Annotated in this window: 14 protein-coding genes and 3 pseudogenes; 12 read left to right on the top strand and 5 right to left on the bottom strand. The window is 59.6% G+C overall.

Annotated features, from left to right (window positions below; translation table 11 throughout):
* Window positions 1-777: 777 nt before the first annotated feature.
* Both RX328_RS16905 and RX328_RS16900 read right to left on the bottom strand, forming a co-directional pair.
* A complete protein-coding gene (locus RX328_RS16905) occupies window positions 778-1119 on the bottom strand; it encodes an imm11 family protein (protein ID WP_213253478.1) in 342 nt (113 codons plus the stop codon).
* A 657-nt stretch (window positions 1120-1776) separates the two neighbouring features.
* Window positions 1777-1974 carry a DUF3606 domain-containing protein gene (locus RX328_RS16900; RefSeq protein WP_213253477.1) on the bottom strand — a complete coding sequence of 66 codons (198 nt, stop codon included), beginning with the start codon at window positions 1972-1974 and terminating at the stop codon, window positions 1777-1779.
* 290 nt (window positions 1975-2264) lie between these two features.
* Between RX328_RS16900 and RX328_RS16895 the strand changes: the two genes are divergently transcribed.
* The 5 genes from RX328_RS16895 (at window position 2265) to RX328_RS16875 (ending at window position 7113) form a co-directional block, all read left to right on the top strand.
* A complete protein-coding gene (locus RX328_RS16895) occupies window positions 2265-2516 on the top strand; it encodes a SemiSWEET family sugar transporter (protein ID WP_249726740.1) in 252 nt (83 codons plus the stop codon).
* 1033 nt (window positions 2517-3549) lie between these two features.
* Window positions 3550-4668 (top strand): site-2 protease family protein, encoded by a 1119-nt coding sequence (locus RX328_RS16890; RefSeq protein WP_213253476.1) that lies wholly within the window; start codon window positions 3550-3552, stop codon window positions 4666-4668.
* A gap of 898 nt (window positions 4669-5566) precedes the next feature.
* The gene (locus RX328_RS16885; protein ID WP_249726735.1) at window positions 5567-5806 is read left to right on the top strand and encodes a redoxin domain-containing protein; all 240 of its coding nucleotides are present in this window, start codon (window positions 5567-5569) and stop codon (window positions 5804-5806) included.
* Window positions 5807-6237: 431 nt separating this feature from the next.
* Entirely contained in the window at window positions 6238-6429 is a 192-nt protein-coding gene (locus tag RX328_RS16880) for a hypothetical protein (RefSeq protein ID WP_213253475.1), read from the top strand.
* A 126-nt stretch (window positions 6430-6555) separates the two neighbouring features.
* A complete protein-coding gene (locus RX328_RS16875; protein WP_213253474.1) occupies window positions 6556-7113 on the top strand; it encodes a ferritin-like domain-containing protein in 558 nt (185 codons plus the stop codon).
* A 211-nt stretch (window positions 7114-7324) separates the two neighbouring features.
* Here the strand turns inward: RX328_RS16875 and RX328_RS16870 are convergent.
* Window positions 7325-7423, bottom strand: a pseudogene (locus RX328_RS16870) (septum formation inhibitor Maf); the annotation flags it as partial.
* Window positions 7405-7479, bottom strand: a pseudogene (locus RX328_RS16865) (dephospho-CoA kinase); the annotation flags it as partial. The pseudogenes RX328_RS16870 and RX328_RS16865, both read right to left, overlap by 19 nt.
* Before the next feature lie 692 nt (window positions 7480-8171).
* Between RX328_RS16865 and RX328_RS16855 the strand changes: the two are divergent.
* The 4 genes from RX328_RS16855 (at window position 8172) to RX328_RS16845 (ending at window position 10306) form a co-directional block, all read left to right on the top strand.
* Window positions 8172-8378 (top strand): hypothetical protein, encoded by a 207-nt coding sequence (locus tag RX328_RS16855; protein ID WP_213253472.1) that lies wholly within the window; start codon window positions 8172-8174, stop codon window positions 8376-8378.
* Window positions 8379-8607: 229 nt separating this feature from the next.
* Window positions 8608-9102: a DUF4142 domain-containing protein gene (locus RX328_RS16850; RefSeq protein WP_213253471.1), complete on the top strand. Its 495-nt coding sequence runs from the start codon at window positions 8608-8610 to the stop codon at window positions 9100-9102.
* 173 nt (window positions 9103-9275) lie between these two features.
* Complete coding sequence (locus RX328_RS43670) at window positions 9276-9710, top strand: Crp/Fnr family transcriptional regulator (protein ID WP_409410861.1); 435 nt, start codon at window positions 9276-9278, stop codon at window positions 9708-9710.
* A gap of 350 nt (window positions 9711-10060) precedes the next feature.
* Window positions 10061-10306 (top strand): DUF6894 family protein, encoded by a 246-nt coding sequence (locus tag RX328_RS16845; protein ID WP_213253469.1) that lies wholly within the window; start codon window positions 10061-10063, stop codon window positions 10304-10306.
* A gap of 573 nt (window positions 10307-10879) precedes the next feature.
* On the opposite strand, the pseudogene RX328_RS16840 reads toward RX328_RS16845, so the two are convergent.
* Window positions 10880-11910: pseudogene (locus RX328_RS16840) on the bottom strand (IS110 family transposase).
* Window positions 11911-12244: 334 nt separating this feature from the next.
* Here RX328_RS16840 and RX328_RS16835 point away from each other — a divergent pair.
* From RX328_RS16835 to RX328_RS16825, 3 genes are all read left to right on the top strand, one after another.
* Entirely contained in the window at window positions 12245-13270 is a 1026-nt protein-coding gene (locus RX328_RS16835) for a Ku protein (protein ID WP_317258752.1), read from the top strand.
* Window positions 13271-13412: 142 nt separating this feature from the next.
* On the top strand, window positions 13413-14552 hold the full coding sequence (locus RX328_RS16830; protein ID WP_410734063.1) for a DNA topoisomerase IB: 1140 nt from the start codon (window positions 13413-13415) through the stop codon (window positions 14550-14552).
* An 834-nt stretch (window positions 14553-15386) separates the two neighbouring features.
* On the top strand, window positions 15387-17321 hold the full coding sequence (locus RX328_RS16825) for an alpha-1,4-glucan--maltose-1-phosphate maltosyltransferase (RefSeq protein WP_249726775.1): 1935 nt from the start codon (window positions 15387-15389) through the stop codon (window positions 17319-17321).
* Window positions 17322-17323: the final 2 nt, after the last annotated feature.

The following is a 17323-nucleotide window of genomic DNA, read 5'->3' as shown; positions in this document are numbered from 1 at the left end:
TTTTCACAAACGAGCCAAGCCGCGGAACGGTTCAGCCAGACCGGTCCCGAAGCCTTAGGATCAGCTCACAGTACTGAGGGTGCCCGGTACCGCACGATCCGGCGTTAGGGCAGCAGCTTGCTCGAGCTCGACCCAACCATGACTAAGAAGAACTGCGATCGCTGCGCTTCGAATCATGGGCACCAGTTCGTGAGCCGGGCAGACGCCCGGACCTACGCTAAAGGGAACTAATGGCCACCTGTCACCCGGACCACGCCTGAGCCATAGCTCCGGGGCAAAGCAATTGCGCATAGGCCAGGCTTTCGTGTCTGTGGAAGAAGGGCGCGTAGATCAGAACGTGCGTTTTCTTCGGCAGAACGCCACCTTCCCAAGGTACTTCCTGCACCGTCTCGCGGAAGATGGTCGGCGTCGTCGGCCAGAGCCGCACCGACTCCATAATGCAGCACGCACAAACGGCAGGTCGCCGCGACCGGTGGATCCGGCTTCAGGATCTCCTCGTGGGCGCAACTCTGAGCGGCAGGAAGAGTGGCAATCAGCGTGAGTGCGCGGAAGGTAGACATGCCAGCGGCACCGAAGGCGAAAAGCCAATGGGCAACCTGGTCGAGCTCGGCGGCGGCCTCTACGCGCCTGCCACTGATATCTATGTGCGTCCTGGCCAGCGACTTATCCGCCGGCCTGTCCGCCGTAGCTTGCCAGAGCGAAGGCGGAAGTTCGCAAGAGAAGGCGGAAGCGATACCCATCCGCGCACGTTCGATTCTGCTCTACCGATCCAACGCGCTACGGCCAAAGCTGAGTAAATTCGGATCCACGCAACCCGGCAGCTTTCACCGCGCTGACGAATTCGTCGCCCAGGAACAACGGGCCGCGTAGCAGCTGCGGCACCTTGAACACCACCAGGCCCTCCGTCAGCTCCGGCCGAAACACGTAGCGTTCGACATCAAGGATGTCTCCATCATCGAACCGCACCAGCTCCGATTTTTCCTCATTAAGCGCGTCGACCACGGTTAGCACGTTGAACAGCCACAGGTCCGCTTCCGGACATTCCAGCGGCAGGAGTTCGCCGGAACGGTCCAGCAGCGGCGCCAGCACCCTGGCCGCATGCTCGCGAAGCACCAGCACGTGGCCGCCAAGCCAGGGAAGGTCCGCCTCAGCCGCGGCTCACCTTCGTCGTCCACCAGGAGCCTGGCCACCGGCATCGGTCGCCAGCTGGCTCGCCGGGCGGTCCCATCCAGGCTCCACAGGTACTCGTGATCGCTCTCGTGCACCGGAAGCACCCACTCCAAATTCGGGCGGACCCGCGGCTCGTAAATCCTCAAGACTTCCTCCTGATGATGCGTACCCTTCAAAGAGCTTACAATTGCGTAATATTCTTGAAGGCAAGCACGTTTGCACCATGTAAGTGACAGGCGGAAGCGTTCAAATCCGCTCTTCAACCGAAGCCCAGCGGCCGTGCTCTGTGAGGCGAGCTGGGTCCTTTTGATTTTCTGTATCTGCCCCGTCTCAATTGGCCTCAGAGGCAAACCTACGATGAGCGATATTAGACAAAACCGCGGCCGTCACTGGTCGGACGAGGACGACAATCTGCTGCGCTCTATGTCACGGGCAGGAAAGAGCCTCACTCTTATGGCAGTGAAGCTCAATCGGCCGATGGCATCGATCAGAGCGCGCGCCGAAGATCTCGGTATAGAGATCCCCGGAACCGAGATAGGCCGGCGTAAGCGCATAAGAAGTGCTTAGCGGACGCCCGATCCCGCGAATGCCAGACATGCAGCCTCTTTATCCCTGCTGATGCCGTGTGCCGAGCAGCCCCAGTTCTTTCCTGACAGCCGAAGCGGAGTTGCCAACCCTGTCGACGGCACGAAGCAACTCCTGCTTTGATACTCCGAGCGCCTTGGTCCAGTACTTCATCTCCCACGCCTCGCGCGTGTTGATCTTGCTGCGGTCCGGCGTGCTCTTCTTGATCAGGCTTGCCATCGTCTCCTCCACGGGGAGCACGGTCCCGCCTGGGGTTTTGGGGGGCATGAAAGGACGGGACCGTGCCAGGGCCGGCGGTTTACGCCGGCTCGACGAACCAATACGTGACGACATTCCTGGTTCCTATTGCGAATATTTTGGACGAGCTTGGCACGAAGCTTGTGGATTAAGATGTCGCGGCGCTAACTGTTAGCCCCAAATAGCGACCGAGCGTGTACATGGCGGTTCCTCACGCGCGCTCGTTGGAACGAACGGACGCGCGCACGATTGCCAGTCGATGAACACTGCTCTTGCTCTATTCGCTGCCTTTTTGCACCACCGTCTCGTACGTTCCCCAGTTGAAGAAATGCTGGGAGACAGGATCAGCTGGCGATCTCTCGCTTCGAATGGTCCTGATCCTGGCGTTGGGGGTTGCGACCTGGATCGGTTACGGAGTCCTACAGAGCGACATCGTCATCATCATCGCCAACTCGGTCAGTCTGTGCCTCTTGCTCGGCATCCTCTATTTCAAGCTCAAAGAACGTCGCAACGGCAAGCAATAGCGGTTGTTCGCGTTGTTCGGCTTGGGGCAGGCCGGCATAAGGGTCGAGACACTTGGCCGCGGCTAGAAGCTGGCCGTTTCGCAATCATTTTGAACGTCGCGCATGGACACTTAGGGCAGGTGCGAGCAGGCAATGGTTCTGGCGCAAATCTTTGCTGCGTACCGATGCCGTCTCAGCCGCGTCACGGCTGCAACCCCAATAACGAGATCAGTCGCAAAGCAGGAGGGCTCACGATAGCTTTCAATTGGGAAAGTTTTCGTCCTTCGGCACCGCGCGGGCACGACCGCGTTCACTCGGGTCAGGCGGCGAACTGAAGCGGCTTTTATGCCCAAGACCGTTGCCTTCGCTGTGACCGCACCTGAAGCACTTAAAACTCAGGCGGCGTTCGTCGCCACCCCATCGCGGCGGGCGCACCGTGACTGGCATAGGCCAGGCACTGCAGCTCGGGCAAGTAAACAACAAGCGGTCTGGACGGCTCATGGCGCTTAGCCCTTTCGCTGCGGATGTAAGCATCAACGCTGGCATTACACGCCAGATAATCTTGTGGGGACCAAGTGCACGCCGGCCGAACGTTCTTTGAAGCTCAGCACGCAAGTCTTTGTGCCAAGTTTGGGACGGCCTTTCATCAAGAAAAGGAATGCTCTCAAAACGGGAATGCCTGGCTGGCCGACCAACGCAGTTTACGCAGCATCAAAGTCACGGCCCTTGAAGTTAGTTCGCTCGAAGGCGGTTAATGGTTGCGCTCGATGGCGAAGTCCGGTCGATGGAAACCCCGCTGCGCTACAAGATCATGCCCGCCGCTTTGCGCGTGCTCGGCCCTGCCGCGAAATGACCCATAGCTGCTCGCCATTCGCGCCCGCGGCCAACTTGGCCGCCGGATTTTCCGGCTTCGTGTCAATTCGCAATGACATCCAATGGGGACTGCGGCTGCGAGCGGCCGCAGGAAAAGCAGTTCATCCTAAGCCGCAGCCCTCGAAGAAGCACCACTTATTGCTTAACTCAGCCCTAGCGCCCGACCATTGCGAGGCAAGCCATGTCTTGGTCCATGAAAATCGGTTCCATCTCAGGAACGGCCATTCGGCTCCACATCACGTTCATCCTCTTTCTCGCCTGGATTTTCGGCACGAGCTACGTTTCCGGCGGGGCCAACGCTGCCTGGAGCGGACTTCTCTTCATGGTGCTTCTATTCCTCTGCGTACTGGCGCATGAATTCGGCCATATCCTGACGGCACGCGTGTTCGGCGTTCTAACACCCGATGTCATTCTGCTTCCGATCGGTGGCGTTGCGCGGCTGGAGCGGATTCCGGAAGAGCCCCGGGAGGAATTCCTCATCGCGATCGCGGGCCCGCTGGTCAATGTGGTAATTGCGGTCGGTCTCGTCTTGGTCACTAGCGCGACACCGGACGGCGGCTCGCTCGCGACAATCGAGAGCGCCAAAGTCTCTATGGCCGACCGGCTCGCATCGGTGAATCTGTTCCTCGCGATCTTCAACATGATCCCCGCCTTCCCGATGGATGGCGGACGCATCCTGCGCGCGATCCTCTCAGCGCGACTCGGCTTCGTGCGCGCCACCGAGATCGCCGCGAAGGTTGGTCAATGGGTCGCATTCGTGCTCGGTTTTATCGGTCTGTTCGGGAGCCCCATGCTGGTCTTTATCGCGATCTTCGTCTATCTGGCAGCCTCTTCGGAGGCTCATATGGTCGCACTCCGCTCCTTGTCGCAGGGCGTGCCGGTCGGCGTCGCCACGATGACAGATTTCGCGGCGCTCACGGCGGAATCCCGCATCAACGAGGCCATCGAGCTCCTGCTGCGCACTAGCCAGAGCGAATTCCCGATCGTGGATCACGGGCAGCGGCCTGAGGGCATTTTGTCGCGCGCTGACCTCATCCGAGTTCTGAGGGAGTCTGGCCCGGAGGCCCGCGTCAAGCAGGCGACATTATCGCCGTTGCCGACTTGTGACCGCCGTTGCACGCTGGAAGACGCGCTCAAGCTCCTTCAGGAAAGGGGCGCGCCCGCAGTCGGTGTGCTCGATGGTGCGGGCCGGCTGGTTGGGCTTGTGAGCTCCGAAACGCTCGGCGAAATGCTGATGATAGCTGGCGCGATGCCGCCTGGATACCGCCTAGGCAGCGGCCACCGGCCCGCGGCAGCCTGAAAGGGCCGTTTGTTTGAAAAGGCACTTACTGCACTCACGCTCGTCGTGAGCTGCGTTACTCCCCGGGGGCGACTCTCCTGAGCGGAGATGTCACGAATTGATCCGCACTTGCATTTGTGATGAGTAGCGTGTCCTCCCGAAGGCAGTCTACGCATGAAAGCCAAAGCAACACGTGTTCCGCGACATGCCAGCGTGCCTGTCCAGCGGATAGCCCCGACATCTTACTCAGCGAAACGCCCTCCGCACTGCTCAGGACCATGCCACGAGGCCCGCTCCGGTCTCACCTTTATCGCGCTCTTGACGCGCGAAGGACGACAGTCCTCACCGCCTGGGCACCGCGGTTGCGCGCTTCAGCCGCCTATACCAAGCTCGGCAGATTGCGCGAGCCGGAGCCATTTCTCGGAAAGTAAGAGCCACCGCTGCTTTCGATCGGGCTGATGGCCCTGGCGGCCTGCTCACGGCATTCCTCCGCCTTGCTTGCGAAATGTAGATGGATCAGTCATCGCCAAAGCCATCTGCTACCTCTGTTATGCGCCTGCTCAGCCAAGTGCGACCGCAAGACTCGGCCCCAGCGGAGGATTTAGGGTCATGCACATTCGGGGACAGCCGGTGAGGTCTGAGCGGCTCCCCACTAGCTCGGACTAGTCTGCCCAGCCGTCATTACCATTGTGGTGTAGCGGCAATATTTCCTCTAGACAGCTGGCGCGGCGGCGTGCGCAATTCTTGCCGCGCTTGCCGGCCGAGCTGCGTAAGGCGAACGGGCCACCCGCTCGCTCGTTCAATGTGCCGATCCCATGCATCGCGCAGCGGTAGCGAAGAGGTGCTGCCCAGTTGCGGATGAACGGCGGGGCGTCGAGCTCGTCGGTATTTCCGTCGACAGCCTCTACAGCCATGGGGCGTGGGCGGCCGTGCGGCGCCTGACGTTCTACTATCGGTGGACTTCAATCCCAAGGGCGAAGTCGCCAAGCAATACAAGGTCTGGCGAGAAGCAGACGGATTCTCCGAGCGCGCGATCTATGTGATCGACGCTCAGGACATTATTCGCTACGCGCAGGTTTCGCCCAAGCTCCAGCACGTTCCCGACATTTACGAGCTGTTCGACGTGCTGGACGGACTGAGCACCCGCAAGGCGGCTTGAGTAGATTTAGCTAGGAGGTTGAGCAATGCAGGCATACCCCGTGAACGTTCCGGCGATGCTACGACGATGCGCTTCGGCGTTCGCTCGAGGAGTTCGGCGCGATCATCCATATCATCGCGCCAAATAGCGCGCACTGGATGTTCGTAAAGCAGTGGCAGGAGCATTGTCCCTCGATCGAGACATGGGGGCGCCGGGCCTCTCAATGCGGTAGCCGGTGAAGCGCGCCGGCGTCCGGCTGGACGATGAGCTGCTCCCGACGTGAGAACCATGGTCGGACGAGATCCGCCATACTATCGTCAAAGCGATTGGCTGTGCGGAAGTCGCCTTGCTGCACGAAACGTCGAGATTACTGGTACTTGCAGACCTCGTACAGACTCTCGAAGCAGATAAGATACCTCCCGTGCTGCGACCGGCGGGCGCGTCTCGCAGGCGTGGTCGCGCCGAATGGCAGGGCACCGCTGTATTTACGTGCGACCGTCAAGATAAAGCGCAATGAGGCTGCGGCGGCAGCCAGACGCATTGTCGATTTCAAACCACGTTTCGTGATCTTCAGTCAGGGCCAATGGTACGCCGAGGATGCAGCCGAACGCCTGACGTCGTCCCTGGATTGGAAGCTGGAGTAGGATTGCCGTTCGTACCTATGAGGTCCGCTCGAACCCAGATCCCTCCAACGCAATTGGGAACCTTCGACGTCACGCAACATTGATCAAGGGGACAGGCGCTTTCCAAACGGGGCTACAGGAGAAGTTATGGCGAAACGAGCGAAGAAGCGTAAGTCGGCGGCGCGTCGCACGAGCCGGCCGCGGAAGAAGCTGAGCGACCTTTTCCACGAGACGCTCAAGGACATCTACTTTACTGAAAATAAAATCATCAAGACATTGCCCAAGATGGCGAAGGCGGCGCAGTCCAAGGAGCTGGCTGCAGCTTTCAACAAGCACCTTCGGGAGACTCAGCGTCAGGTCAAACGCCTAGACCGCGTTTTCCGTATTATCGGCAAGCCGGCCCGCGGAAAGCCCGGCGAGGCCATCAACGGCATCGCTGATGAGGGTGCGGAAATCATGAAGGAGTTTCGCGGGATGCCTGCTCTCGACGCTGGCCTTGTCGCTGCCGCCCAGGCGGTCGAGCATTACGAAATTTCGCGCTACGGCACCCTTCGCACCTGGGCTGAACAGCTCGGCATGTCGGATGCAGCAAGTCTGCTCCAGGAGACGCTGGACGAGGAGGAAGCAACCGACAAGACGCTGACCGAGCTGGCGACCTCGGTGGTCAATCTCGAAGCCGAGCAAGAGGAAAGGGAGGCCGCCTGACCGGCAGGCCCCGCGTATCCTGGAGACCCTAATAGGCGCTGGTCGCATGGTCTCCGTGATCCCGCGCGGTTTGGTGTGTCGCGTTAAGATGTGAACGGATAAACATGTTCGACCGCCGTCACGTTGGCGTATTGCGCGGCGACCGCGCGCGCCACCGTGATCGGCGCGCCGCAAGCATCCGGGCGTGTCGAGCAAACCCTCGCCGCGCAGGAAACCCCAATAGAGGCAACAGCGGCAGGCCGACAATGGTGAAATGGTCGCCTTCGATCTGTTCGAGCAGATGCACCCCTAGCCCTTCGAGCTGAACAGCTTTGCGGTGGTGGATTTTCCCACCCCGATCGAGCCGGTGAGTCCCAGGATCCGCATCAGATCGCCGTTGCCAAAGTAATGGTTCTAGACACCTTTGAACGACCGCATTTCGGTCGATGTTGGACAGGCGAAACAGACTGACATTCAAGCGGCGGAGGTCGCAATGAAGGCACTCGTTTGGCACGGCACTACCGACATCCGCTGCGATAGCGTACCCGATCCCGATGATGGTTTCGGGCGGTACATAGTCGAGAATGGTCAAGGGATCGCTGGGCTTCCTTCGCTGGCGTTGCTCGATCTCCTCCCCGGAGCCTGCCAGCCATTCCGACATGACGTCCAGCACCACTTCCTCTGTCTCTGCGATCTTTCGCAGCGTGTCCAGTTCGTAAAAGCAGATCGCCGAAAGCTGACCGCTCGCGATTTCGAGCCTGACAGGGGGAAAGGCACCAGCAGGATAAATCTCAACCGTCTCCCCGAGAAACAATGCGCGATCCCGGGAATTTCAACCCCTTCGTCCAGAGAATAGCCAGCTTGCTCGACGAACGTGCGCAGACGGTGTTCGTCTAGGGCTTCGCCCTTGCGCAGTCGGAAGCAGGCGTCCGCCGAGGTACTAGGCGCGGGAGAAGAGCTTCGGCTGTAGCCACCAACAGCCGCTGCTCGGGTCTTTGTGGCAGCCGCCGCAACACGGAGGCTCTCCTTCCCGAGAGCTCCGGACGCGCGATTTCATCGTCACTCGTGGGTGCAAACGAGTGCCCGCCGAGCGCTTCGGCCCGCCGTTCGTCTTTAGAAACGAAGAGCATCCCGCCGCTTCGACCGCCGCCATTGCTCGATTAAATAAAGCGATCGTTCCGAGCGGCGCGTCGGAAGACGGTACTGAAGACTTAGCGCGAGGCGCTGCAACGCGCTTCTTGGCGCCGCTGATGCTCATGCGCCAGGCGTCCTCGAAACATCAATAGCTTGCCAACGTGGTGTTAAAGTCGATCTGGATAGGTCCATCTGGTCGGCGGCTAAAGCTTTTAATCGGGAAGAACCGCTTCCGGTCGGCCAAGTTCCTGCATGCACCACCGCGAGTCGTCACCAGGGACGTCATCAGCACTTCTTGATCGGAGTCCGGCAAGTTGGGTGGAACGTCGCTCGAACGTCCATGTTTGAGGGCCACACTGATTTCAACCAAGGAGCCTCCCCATGAAGAGTATTGCCCTTCCCCTTCTCGCGCTCTTTCTTGCAACTTCCGCCTACGCTGCGGAAAAGCCGAGCCAGTCCTTTCTGAAGAAAGCCATTCAAGGCAACTATGCCGAAATCGAGATGGGCAAGCTGGCGCAGCAGAACGGTCAGAGCGACAATGTGAAGAACTTCGGACAAATGCTGCAGGCCGACCATACAGCTGCAAATGAGAAGGCGGCCGATGCGGCAAAGTCGATGGGCGTGACGCCACCGGACGGGCCGAATGCGAAGCAAAGGGCCGATTACGAGAAAATGTCAAAGATGTCGGGAGCCCAGTTTGACCGCCACTTCGCAACTCACATGATCGCCGATCATCAAAAAGACATCGCAGAGTACAAGAAAGCTTCAAAAAACGCCGATGCGGCAGGCGATTATGCGAAAGGAAGTATCCCTGTGCTGCAGAAGCACCTTGAGACTGCAAAGTCGTTAGGTTCAAGGAGAACATCCAGCCGGTAGGCGCGCCCGCCCAGCCGGCACACCAGGGGGCAACTCGGTCTTGAGCTTGGATTAGGTGATCGGCATTGACTGCCGTCCTGCCGTGTCTTTGGTCGTTACGCTCGAAACGGGGAAAATGGTCGAGGCTGCGATGGTTGGCGCGGACGGCGTTGTTGGGGCCTCGGCGGCGCTTGATGGACGCATTCTCTCAGCCGTGGAGTTGTCCAGCTCGCGGCGAGACCATCCTTTGCAGCATCGACGGATTGAGGTCGGCGGCATTGCAAAGCCCCAAATGCTGTCTCTGCTCATCCGCCATGAGCAGACTGTATACTCAGGCGCAACAGTCAGCAGCTTGCTTTGCAACTCACCACGTCGAGGCACGTCTTAGCTGTTGGCTGCGGCGGGCGAGACACTTGTCCCTGTTTCTCACGCAAGACTATATAGCGGAGATGCTGGGGGTTAAGCGGACAAGCGTGACTTTGGTAGCGCACACCATACAATCTGCAGGTCCAATCAAATACGGCCGAGGAAGAATCTTCAACGCGGAAGCGCTGCATGACGGCGCGTGTGAGTGCTACGAGACAGTGAAGCGCCATTACGCCAGGCTGTTGGGCGCGAACACCAACTAAAGCGCGGCAAAAAGGCGCAAAAGCCAATATCGGGAACCACACATAAGGTATATAGTGGCAGTATCATCGATCCGTTGTTCCCGGCTTCTGTCGATGACTGAGAGCGTTCTGTGCTCCCGCATTGGAATGAGCGGCGAGCTATGTGCGAAAAGTGTAAAGAGCTAGACCAGAAAATCGCTCACTGTCGTCGGTTCACCTCAGGGTTTGATCCACTCACGAACAACCGCATAGAGCAGTTGATCGGCGACTTCGAGCGGAGGCGGGCCTCTATGCATCCTTCCCCAGGAGAGCCGAACGGACGAAGCAACTCCCTTACAGCTAGTTTAGAAAGAGGTCAGTCGAAGCCTGAGATGCGACGCTACTTTTTCGACTTGCGAGACGGTGACGATCTCGCCCCTGACGAGGAAGGTATGGAATTTCCCATGCTTGACGCCGTGCGGACAGAGGCCGCCCGTTCGCTAGCGGAGATGGCGCGGGACGCGGCGCGGACAAGTCATAATGGCGTTGATTACCGCATGGCAATCGAAGTGCGTGACGACAATGGCCCGGTGCTGCAGGTGAAGTTCACCTTGGAGATTGATCGGCACGGCCTGTAAGGTCGCCTCTGTTAGCGGCTTGTTTCGATGTGACCTGTTGGCAGCTTTGAGACATGCCGAAGCTTGATATGGATGTCGGCTTTCAGGGCGAAAGCGGAAGTCGCTCGGACACGCCAAACTGTCGCGACTGACCCTGATGTATGGTCCGGCCGTGCGGTGCAAGAAGATTTCGATGATCCGGTAGATGCGGTCTTGCATCAATGTATCCGGCCTCTGCTTGGAGCGCAGTGCTCCGGGCCATCATGGATGTCAGCGCGCATGTGATCTGGTTAGCGGACAGGCCTCGACCGGGCCATTTGGGTCACCAGTGTTCGCATGCGCCGGGAAGACCGATTCTCCATCGTCGTCTCATCTTCTCGCAGACCTCGGCGGGTAAGGGTGTTGTTACGTCATCGATAGCTCCTCACTTCGCGCTGTTCCTTTGTTTGTGCCTGGCGGTCGTTCCTTCGTCCCGGCCTGCGCGCGCAGACGCGCCGCGCGCAAGGGGTCGTCAAGGCCGGCCGTCGTGCTTTCCTGACGTCTTGCTCTCTGCTGCCAGGCTGCGCCTTGACGGCCCCGCGCACGGCGCGAGGGTCAAGCAGGTTGGGACGCTGTCTCCTCCGTCTTGACGCTCGCGAAGGCGCGTCCCTTGTTGAGGACCGCCCAGGCAATTCGGGCGAGTTTGTTAGCGAGCGCAATCGCCAGCACGTTGTGATGCAATCGTTTCTTGGCGGCTCGGATCCAAGAGTTGAGGCCATAGCGCTCCCAACACCTGATCTTGACCAGCACAACCCAAGCGGCTTGCACGAACAGCGCGCGCAGGTAGCGATTGCCGCGCCTTGATATACTGCCGAGGATCGTGCGGTCGCCGGTCGATGTCTGCTTCGGCACAAGTCCAAGCCAGGCGCCGAAGTCGCGGCCTTTCGAGAACACGTCTCCAGCGCCGATCGCGGCCACCATGGCGCTCGAGATGATCGGGCCAATACCAGGCACCGTCATCAGTCGCCGGCAGGCCTCATCTTGATGGGCTAGTGTTTCGATCTCGCTAGATAGCCTCTCGATACGCTGATCCAGCCGGCGCCAGTCTTCCACCAGGCCCTCGATGATGAGCGACATGCGAGGCGAGAGGACATCGATGCGTGTCGCCAAGATGCCCGGCAACTCGAACCGCAGGGAATGCAGGCCTTGCCGCACGGCGATGCCCCGCTCCAGCAGGAACGCACGGATCTGATTGATGACGCCGGTACGCTGACCGACCAATCGATCGCGGACGCGGTGCAGTGCCTGAAGGTCGAGCTGTTCGGCGGTCTTGGTCGCGACGAACTTCATGGTCGGGCGTTGCACCGCCTCGGCGATGGCTTCCGCATCTCGGAAGTCATTCTTCTGTCCCTTCGAATACGGGCGCACGTACTTCGCCGGCATCAGGCGGGCGTCGTGGCCAAGCATCTGGAGTTTGCGGCTGAGATGCACGGCGGCAGGTTGGCGAGCCGCGTTTCCACCTGGCCGCGTGACCACTTCTGCCGCAGCACGATGGCACCGCGGTGATCATGACCCACGATGTGGAGCGAGTTTTTGCCAATATCGATGCCGATCACGGCGATCGCTGCGTTGATTTTCTGAGACATGGCGTGCTCCTTGTCTTGAGCGCCCCTTGCCAGCTTCTCGTGCTGGCAGGGCCGGAGCACGGCCGGACCATCCCATTAGCGGACTGCGGGCCGACGATCCGGCCCGCGCTCGCTCGACCACCTGTCCCACTTCAACGAACGGCATAAGCTCGAATTTGGGAGGCATCTTAGCTGGGAAGAAGCTTGGTCGTCGCTGCATCCGCAGGGCCGTTCGGAACATCCTGCACGAGATGTGGAACACAGGTCGCCCTGAAACTTCCGTCCCTTACGTCCGTTGACTCCGCGCCATAGCTCCCGGCTTGGCCTTTGTACCACTGTTGCGTTGGAGTTTCCGGTGCCGGCGTCCCGACCCTATTGGAAGGGCTATCTGAAGCTGTCCTTTGTCTCGTGTCCTGTCGCGCTCTATCCCGCAATTTCGGCGGCCGAGCGGATCTCCTTCCGGCAGGTCAACCGGCGAACGGGCCATCGCCTCAAACAGAAACTCATCGACTCCGTTACCGGCCAAGCCATAGACGCAGCCGATAAGGCGCGCGGCTATGAGGTCGGCGAGAACGAATTTCTGCTGGTCGAGGACAACGACCTTGAGCGGGCGCGACGGGAGCGCCCGGCGCCTGGTGAGGTGGAGCTTGCCGCCCCGCCGCTCCGTGAAAGCCCGCCAACCGTTCCCGCCGGCCTTCACGACGAGCCCGCCAAAGAGGGCGCCGCGGACTATGATGATGAAGACGAAGAGCAGGAGGAAGCCGTCACTTTCCGGCGGCCGCAGAACACGCGCACAATCCAAATCGAGCACTTCCTTCCCGCCGGGCAGATCGACTCGCGATATTTCGAGAAGCCGTACTACATCATGCCCCGCGAGGAGATCAGTCAGGAATCGTTTGCGGTGATCCGAGATGCGATGAGCCGAGAGGCCGTTGTAGGCCTTGCGCGCGTGGTGCTGTCCTCACGCGAGCGGCCGTTTCTGCTCGAGCCGACGGGCCGCGGCCTCCGCGGCGTAACGCTGCGCTTCGCGCACGAGGTCCGAAATGAGTCGGAATATTTCGGCGCGATTCCGGAGATGAAGCTGCCGCCCGAAATGATGAAGCTCGCGCAGCACATCATCCGGACGAAGTCGGCCGATTTCGATCCAGCTATGCTGGAGGATCACTATCGCCGCGCGCTCGTGCGCATCCTGCGCAGGAAACAGGCAAAACGTCCCGTCCAGCCCCCTGCAGTCAAGCCGTCACGTGAGAACGTCGTCACCCTCATGGACGCGCTCCGGCGAAGCGTCGCCGCCGAGCGCCCGGCAAAGCCTTCCCGCCGGAGCGGCGCGGCGAAACCGGCCACGGGAAGGCGCGGCGGGCGCCACCGCACAGCCGGTTGACCAAGCGGGGCCATAGCTTCAGCAGCTCCCGCTCTTCGGGCCCACTGCTATGCCTCCTCAAAACCTCGAGGAACCCCCTGTGATCAGAAAGGTTCATTTGAGCAAGATCTATTTGGGTGAGATAGGAGGCCGTGTGTTGCTGATCGAGTCACCAGATAGCGCGCAGGCCATCGTCGACCCGCGGGATGCCGCCGAATCTGCGGGTCTGAGATATGTTTCCGACGAACGGCCCGGGATTCGGCGAAAGAAGGCAGGGACGGGATTCAGCTACACACAGCCCGATGGCTCGAAGCTCATCGAGCCTGACGCGCTGAAGCGGATCAGGGCACTCGCGATCCCGCCCGCCTGGACCGACGTGTGGATCTGCCCGTTTTCAGATGGCCATATCCAGGCAACCGGCCGTGACGCTAAGGGACGCAAGCAATATCGTTACCATGCGCGCTTTCGCGAGGTGCGGGAAAGCACGAAGTACGAGCATGTGGTGGCATTTGCAGACGCGCTGTCTTCCATTCGGGAAACAGTGCGCGAGCATATGGCATTGCGCGGCCTGCCGCGGGAAAAAGTTCTGGCAACCGTCGTGCATCTCCTGGAGACCACGTTGATCCGCGTAGGGAATGACGATTACGCCAGGCAGAATAGCAGCTATGGCCTGACCACGTTGAAGAACCGGCACGCGGCGGTCGAGGGAAACGAGGTACGTTTCCGCTTCACCGGTAAAGGCGGCAAACAATGGTCGCTGCGCGTTCGAGACCGGCGCGTCGCGAAGATCATCAGGGCCTGTCAGGAGCTTCCCGGGCAGGAGCTGCTTCAATACATCGATGAGCAAGGCAATAGCCAGGATGTCACGTCGACCGACGTGAATGAGTACCTCAAGTCGATTACCGGTAAAGACATTACCGCAAAGGATTTCCGAACCTGGGCGGGGACGGTGCTGGCGGCCATGGCCCTGAGCGAACTTGAGAGCTTCGACAGCGCCGCTCAGGCCAAGCGTAATCTTCGCAACGCGGTCGAAAAAGTCTCCGCACGGCTCGGCAACACGCCGACGATCTGCAGGAAGTGCTACATCCATCCGGAGGTGCTGAACTCCTATATGGATGGAAACCTGGTCCTCGAAATCAAGTCACAAGCCGAAAGCGAGCTTCGGAGCGCTGTCGAAAATCTGAAGCCAGAGGAAGCCGCCGTGCTCGCGCTACTGCGCGGCCGGCTCGCCAAAGAGGCGGAGCAGCCAGAAAGCGCCGATCCCAAAGAGTCGCCCGGCAAGCGGCGGGCGCACGCTGCTTGACTGTTAGTTTGCCGATTCCATCAACTGATCATGCGACTGCCACCCTATCTTCTCCATTGACTTCGCTGCCCTTACTACAGCCGGGGCCCTGGTTTTGGCTCTTCTACCGCCGATGTGCCAACTTCTCAGCTCGAGGCGGACTGTTATGCTCGCCGAGCGTCCGGTTTGCGGTAAGAGCCGCCCTGCCCGCCAGGTCGCGTTTTGATCGGTATCTGACATCACCGCGCCCGCTCCGAACCGGTCGGACGGTGCTGGACTGATTGAACCTTTCGAGCATCAATCGCTTTATGCTCTTGGTGGATCAGACACTCCGATCGTGCGTTGATCTTGGTTCATTAACGGAAAGGCCGTCGGCTATGGCGGACTTTGCTCCAGTCTCGCCTCGATCTTCAGCCACTCAGCCCACAGGCTCACCGATCCTGACGGCCGGCGGCATCGTCCTTGCAATCGCAGGACTCTATCTCGGCCGAGATATCTTTGTTCCCTTCGCCCTCGCCATCCTCTTAAGCTTCGTTCTCACACTGTTGGTAAATTTTCTAGGGCGCTGGAGCTTTAATGCGCGCGGCCGCGCACCCTCGGCCGTGTTTAGCGACGAGGCCGTTCGGACGAGTGGTGGCTAGATGATAAGGACTGGCTTGTAACGGCAACTCGAATATTCAATTGCCCTCTTGGTCGCTCAATGCGTCGCCGAAGACCAGGATAAATTGTCCGGAAAGTCTAACCGCGTGATCCACAAATAGTTCCTTCCCGAGACCCCGGCCAGCACTCAGGAACCAATCCGGCACATCCAGCATTCGTATGTAAGTCTCTGTGATGCCGCGTCCCCATCATGCCATGAGCGCTCCTGTAAAGCAGGCTTTTCATATCGAGGAGATCTTCCCCTCAATTGACTGTGGCCGCTTTGCGGTCAAACGGATCGTGGGCGAGACCTTCGAAGTCTGGGCAGATATCTATCGCCACGGCCACGATGTCGTTGCCGCCGACTTGATATGGCGCCGCGAGCCCGAATCCGATTGGCAGCGGACCGCCATGATTCACCATGGCAATGACCGCTGGATGGGATCCTTCGTGCCTGAGAAGACCGGCCTCTACAGCTACGCGATTGAGGCGTGGACCGACGAATTCGGGACGTGGCGACATGGCTTTGAGCAAAAACGCAAAGCCAATGTGGCGACCGAGCTTGACGCTATGGAGGGAGCTTCCCTGCTTAGCCGCGCTCTTAGCGGCGGTCAGGAAGCCACAGTAAAGGTAGCGCGTGCATGCGAAACCTTCTTACAGTCGGGCAAGTGCGAGAGCCTGCTCGCCGATGACCTTAAAAAGGCGATGGCCGAAGGGCAAGAGCGGACGGATCTCACCCGATCGAAGCCACTGACGCTCGTCGTGGATAGGCCCAAGGCCCGCTGCAGCTCCTGGTACGAAATGGTGCCTCGCAGCCAAAGTCCTCAGCCAGGACAACATGGCACGTGGAACGATTGCATCAATCGTCTTCCCGACATCCAGGCCATGGGCTTCGATGTCATCTATTTGACGCCCATCCACCCGATTGGACGCACGAATCGCAAGGGACGCAACAATTCTCTCAAAGCTGGCGATGGTGACCCGGGCAGCTTTTACGCAATTGGCTCACATGAGGGGGGACACGATGCAATCCATCCGCAGCTCGGAAGCCTGAATGAATTTCGGCGGTTTGTTGCGGCATGCGCCGCCGCCGGCATGGAGGTCGCGCTCGACTTCGCTATTCAATGTTCACCGGATCACCCCTGGCTCAAGCAGCATCCGGAATGGTTCAAACGCCGTCCAGACGGCTCGATGAAATACGCGGAGAACCCCCCAAAGAAATACGAAGACATCGTAAATGTTGATTTCGAGTCGGACAATGCTGAAGAGTTATACCGAGCGTTGCGCGATGTCGTCCTGTTCTGGGTCTCGCAAGGCGTCAAAATCTTTCGTGTCGACAACCCACACACCAAGCCGTTTCGCTTTTGGGAATGGCTGATCAGGGAGGTACAAGCTCGCGATCCTGACGTTCTTTTCCTCTCGGAGGCATTCACCAGGCCCAAAGTCATGAAAGGGCTTGCCAAGCTCGGCTTCACGCAGTCTTACACGTACTTCACGTGGCGCACGGAAAGATGGGAGCTCGAGCAATATGTGAGCGAGCTCGCGGGCTACCCAGAGCGCGAATTTTATCGTCCCAATTTCTTTGTTAGCACGCCCGACATCCTGCCGTTCCACCTTCAGCGCGGCGAGCCATGGATGTTCAAGACGCGGCTTGCGCTGGCTGCGACATTATCGAGCAACTACGGCATCTATAACGGTTTCGAGCTTCTCGAGCATGAGCCGATACCGGGCCGCGAGGAGTATCTTAATTCCGAAAAATACGAGTTGAAATCCCGCGATTGGGACAAGCCCGGAAACATCAAGCCTTATATCACCCAGATCAATCGTATCCGGCGTGAAAACCCGGCACTGCAACAGACGTCCGCGATCCATTTTCTGCCCGTGGAGGACAACTCGGTCATCGCCTACGTCAAACATTCCGCGGATCAGACCAACGTAGTCGTGACCGTCATCGCGTTGACCGGTGATTTCCGGGAGTTCTGGCTCCCGCTTGGTGATGTGCAGGTGCGACTAGGCCGCGGCGACTTGAAGCCGGTGATCGCGCTCGAAAACCTCAAATCCGGTCCGACCTCGCCTGTTACCTATGGCGGTATGCGGCTCTGGATCGATCCTGTGCACGATCCGGTGCTGCTTTTCCGGTGCTTGGGTTAACG

It is taken from the genome of Bradyrhizobium sp. sBnM-33, from assembly GCF_032917945.1.
GTDB lineage: Bacteria > Pseudomonadota > Alphaproteobacteria > Rhizobiales > Xanthobacteraceae > Bradyrhizobium.
The sequence above is the reverse complement of the archived record's forward strand: the minus strand, read 5'-3'. Positions and strand labels throughout refer to the sequence as shown.

Bases quoted from the DNA above. Each gene is read 5' to 3' on its own strand.
- RX328_RS16900 (WP_213253477.1), bottom strand. From the start codon at position 1,974: ATGGCAAGCCTGATCAAGAAGAGCACGCCGGACCGCAGCAAGATCAAC.
- RX328_RS16890 (WP_213253476.1), top strand. From the start codon at position 3,550: ATGTCTTGGTCCATGAAAATCGGTTCCATCTCAGGAACGGCCATTCGG.
- RX328_RS16825 (WP_249726775.1), top strand. From the start codon at position 15,387: ATGAGCGCTCCTGTAAAGCAGGCTTTTCATATCGAGGAGATCTTCCCC.
- RX328_RS16875 (WP_213253474.1), top strand. From the start codon at position 6,556: ATGGCGAAACGAGCGAAGAAGCGTAAGTCGGCGGCGCGTCGCACGAGC.
- RX328_RS43670 (WP_409410861.1), top strand. From the start codon at position 9,276: ATGGACGCATTCTCTCAGCCGTGGAGTTGTCCAGCTCGCGGCGAGACC.
- RX328_RS16850 (WP_213253471.1), top strand. From the start codon at position 8,608: ATGAAGAGTATTGCCCTTCCCCTTCTCGCGCTCTTTCTTGCAACTTCC.
- RX328_RS16845 (WP_213253469.1), top strand. From the start codon at position 10,061: ATGCGACGCTACTTTTTCGACTTGCGAGACGGTGACGATCTCGCCCCT.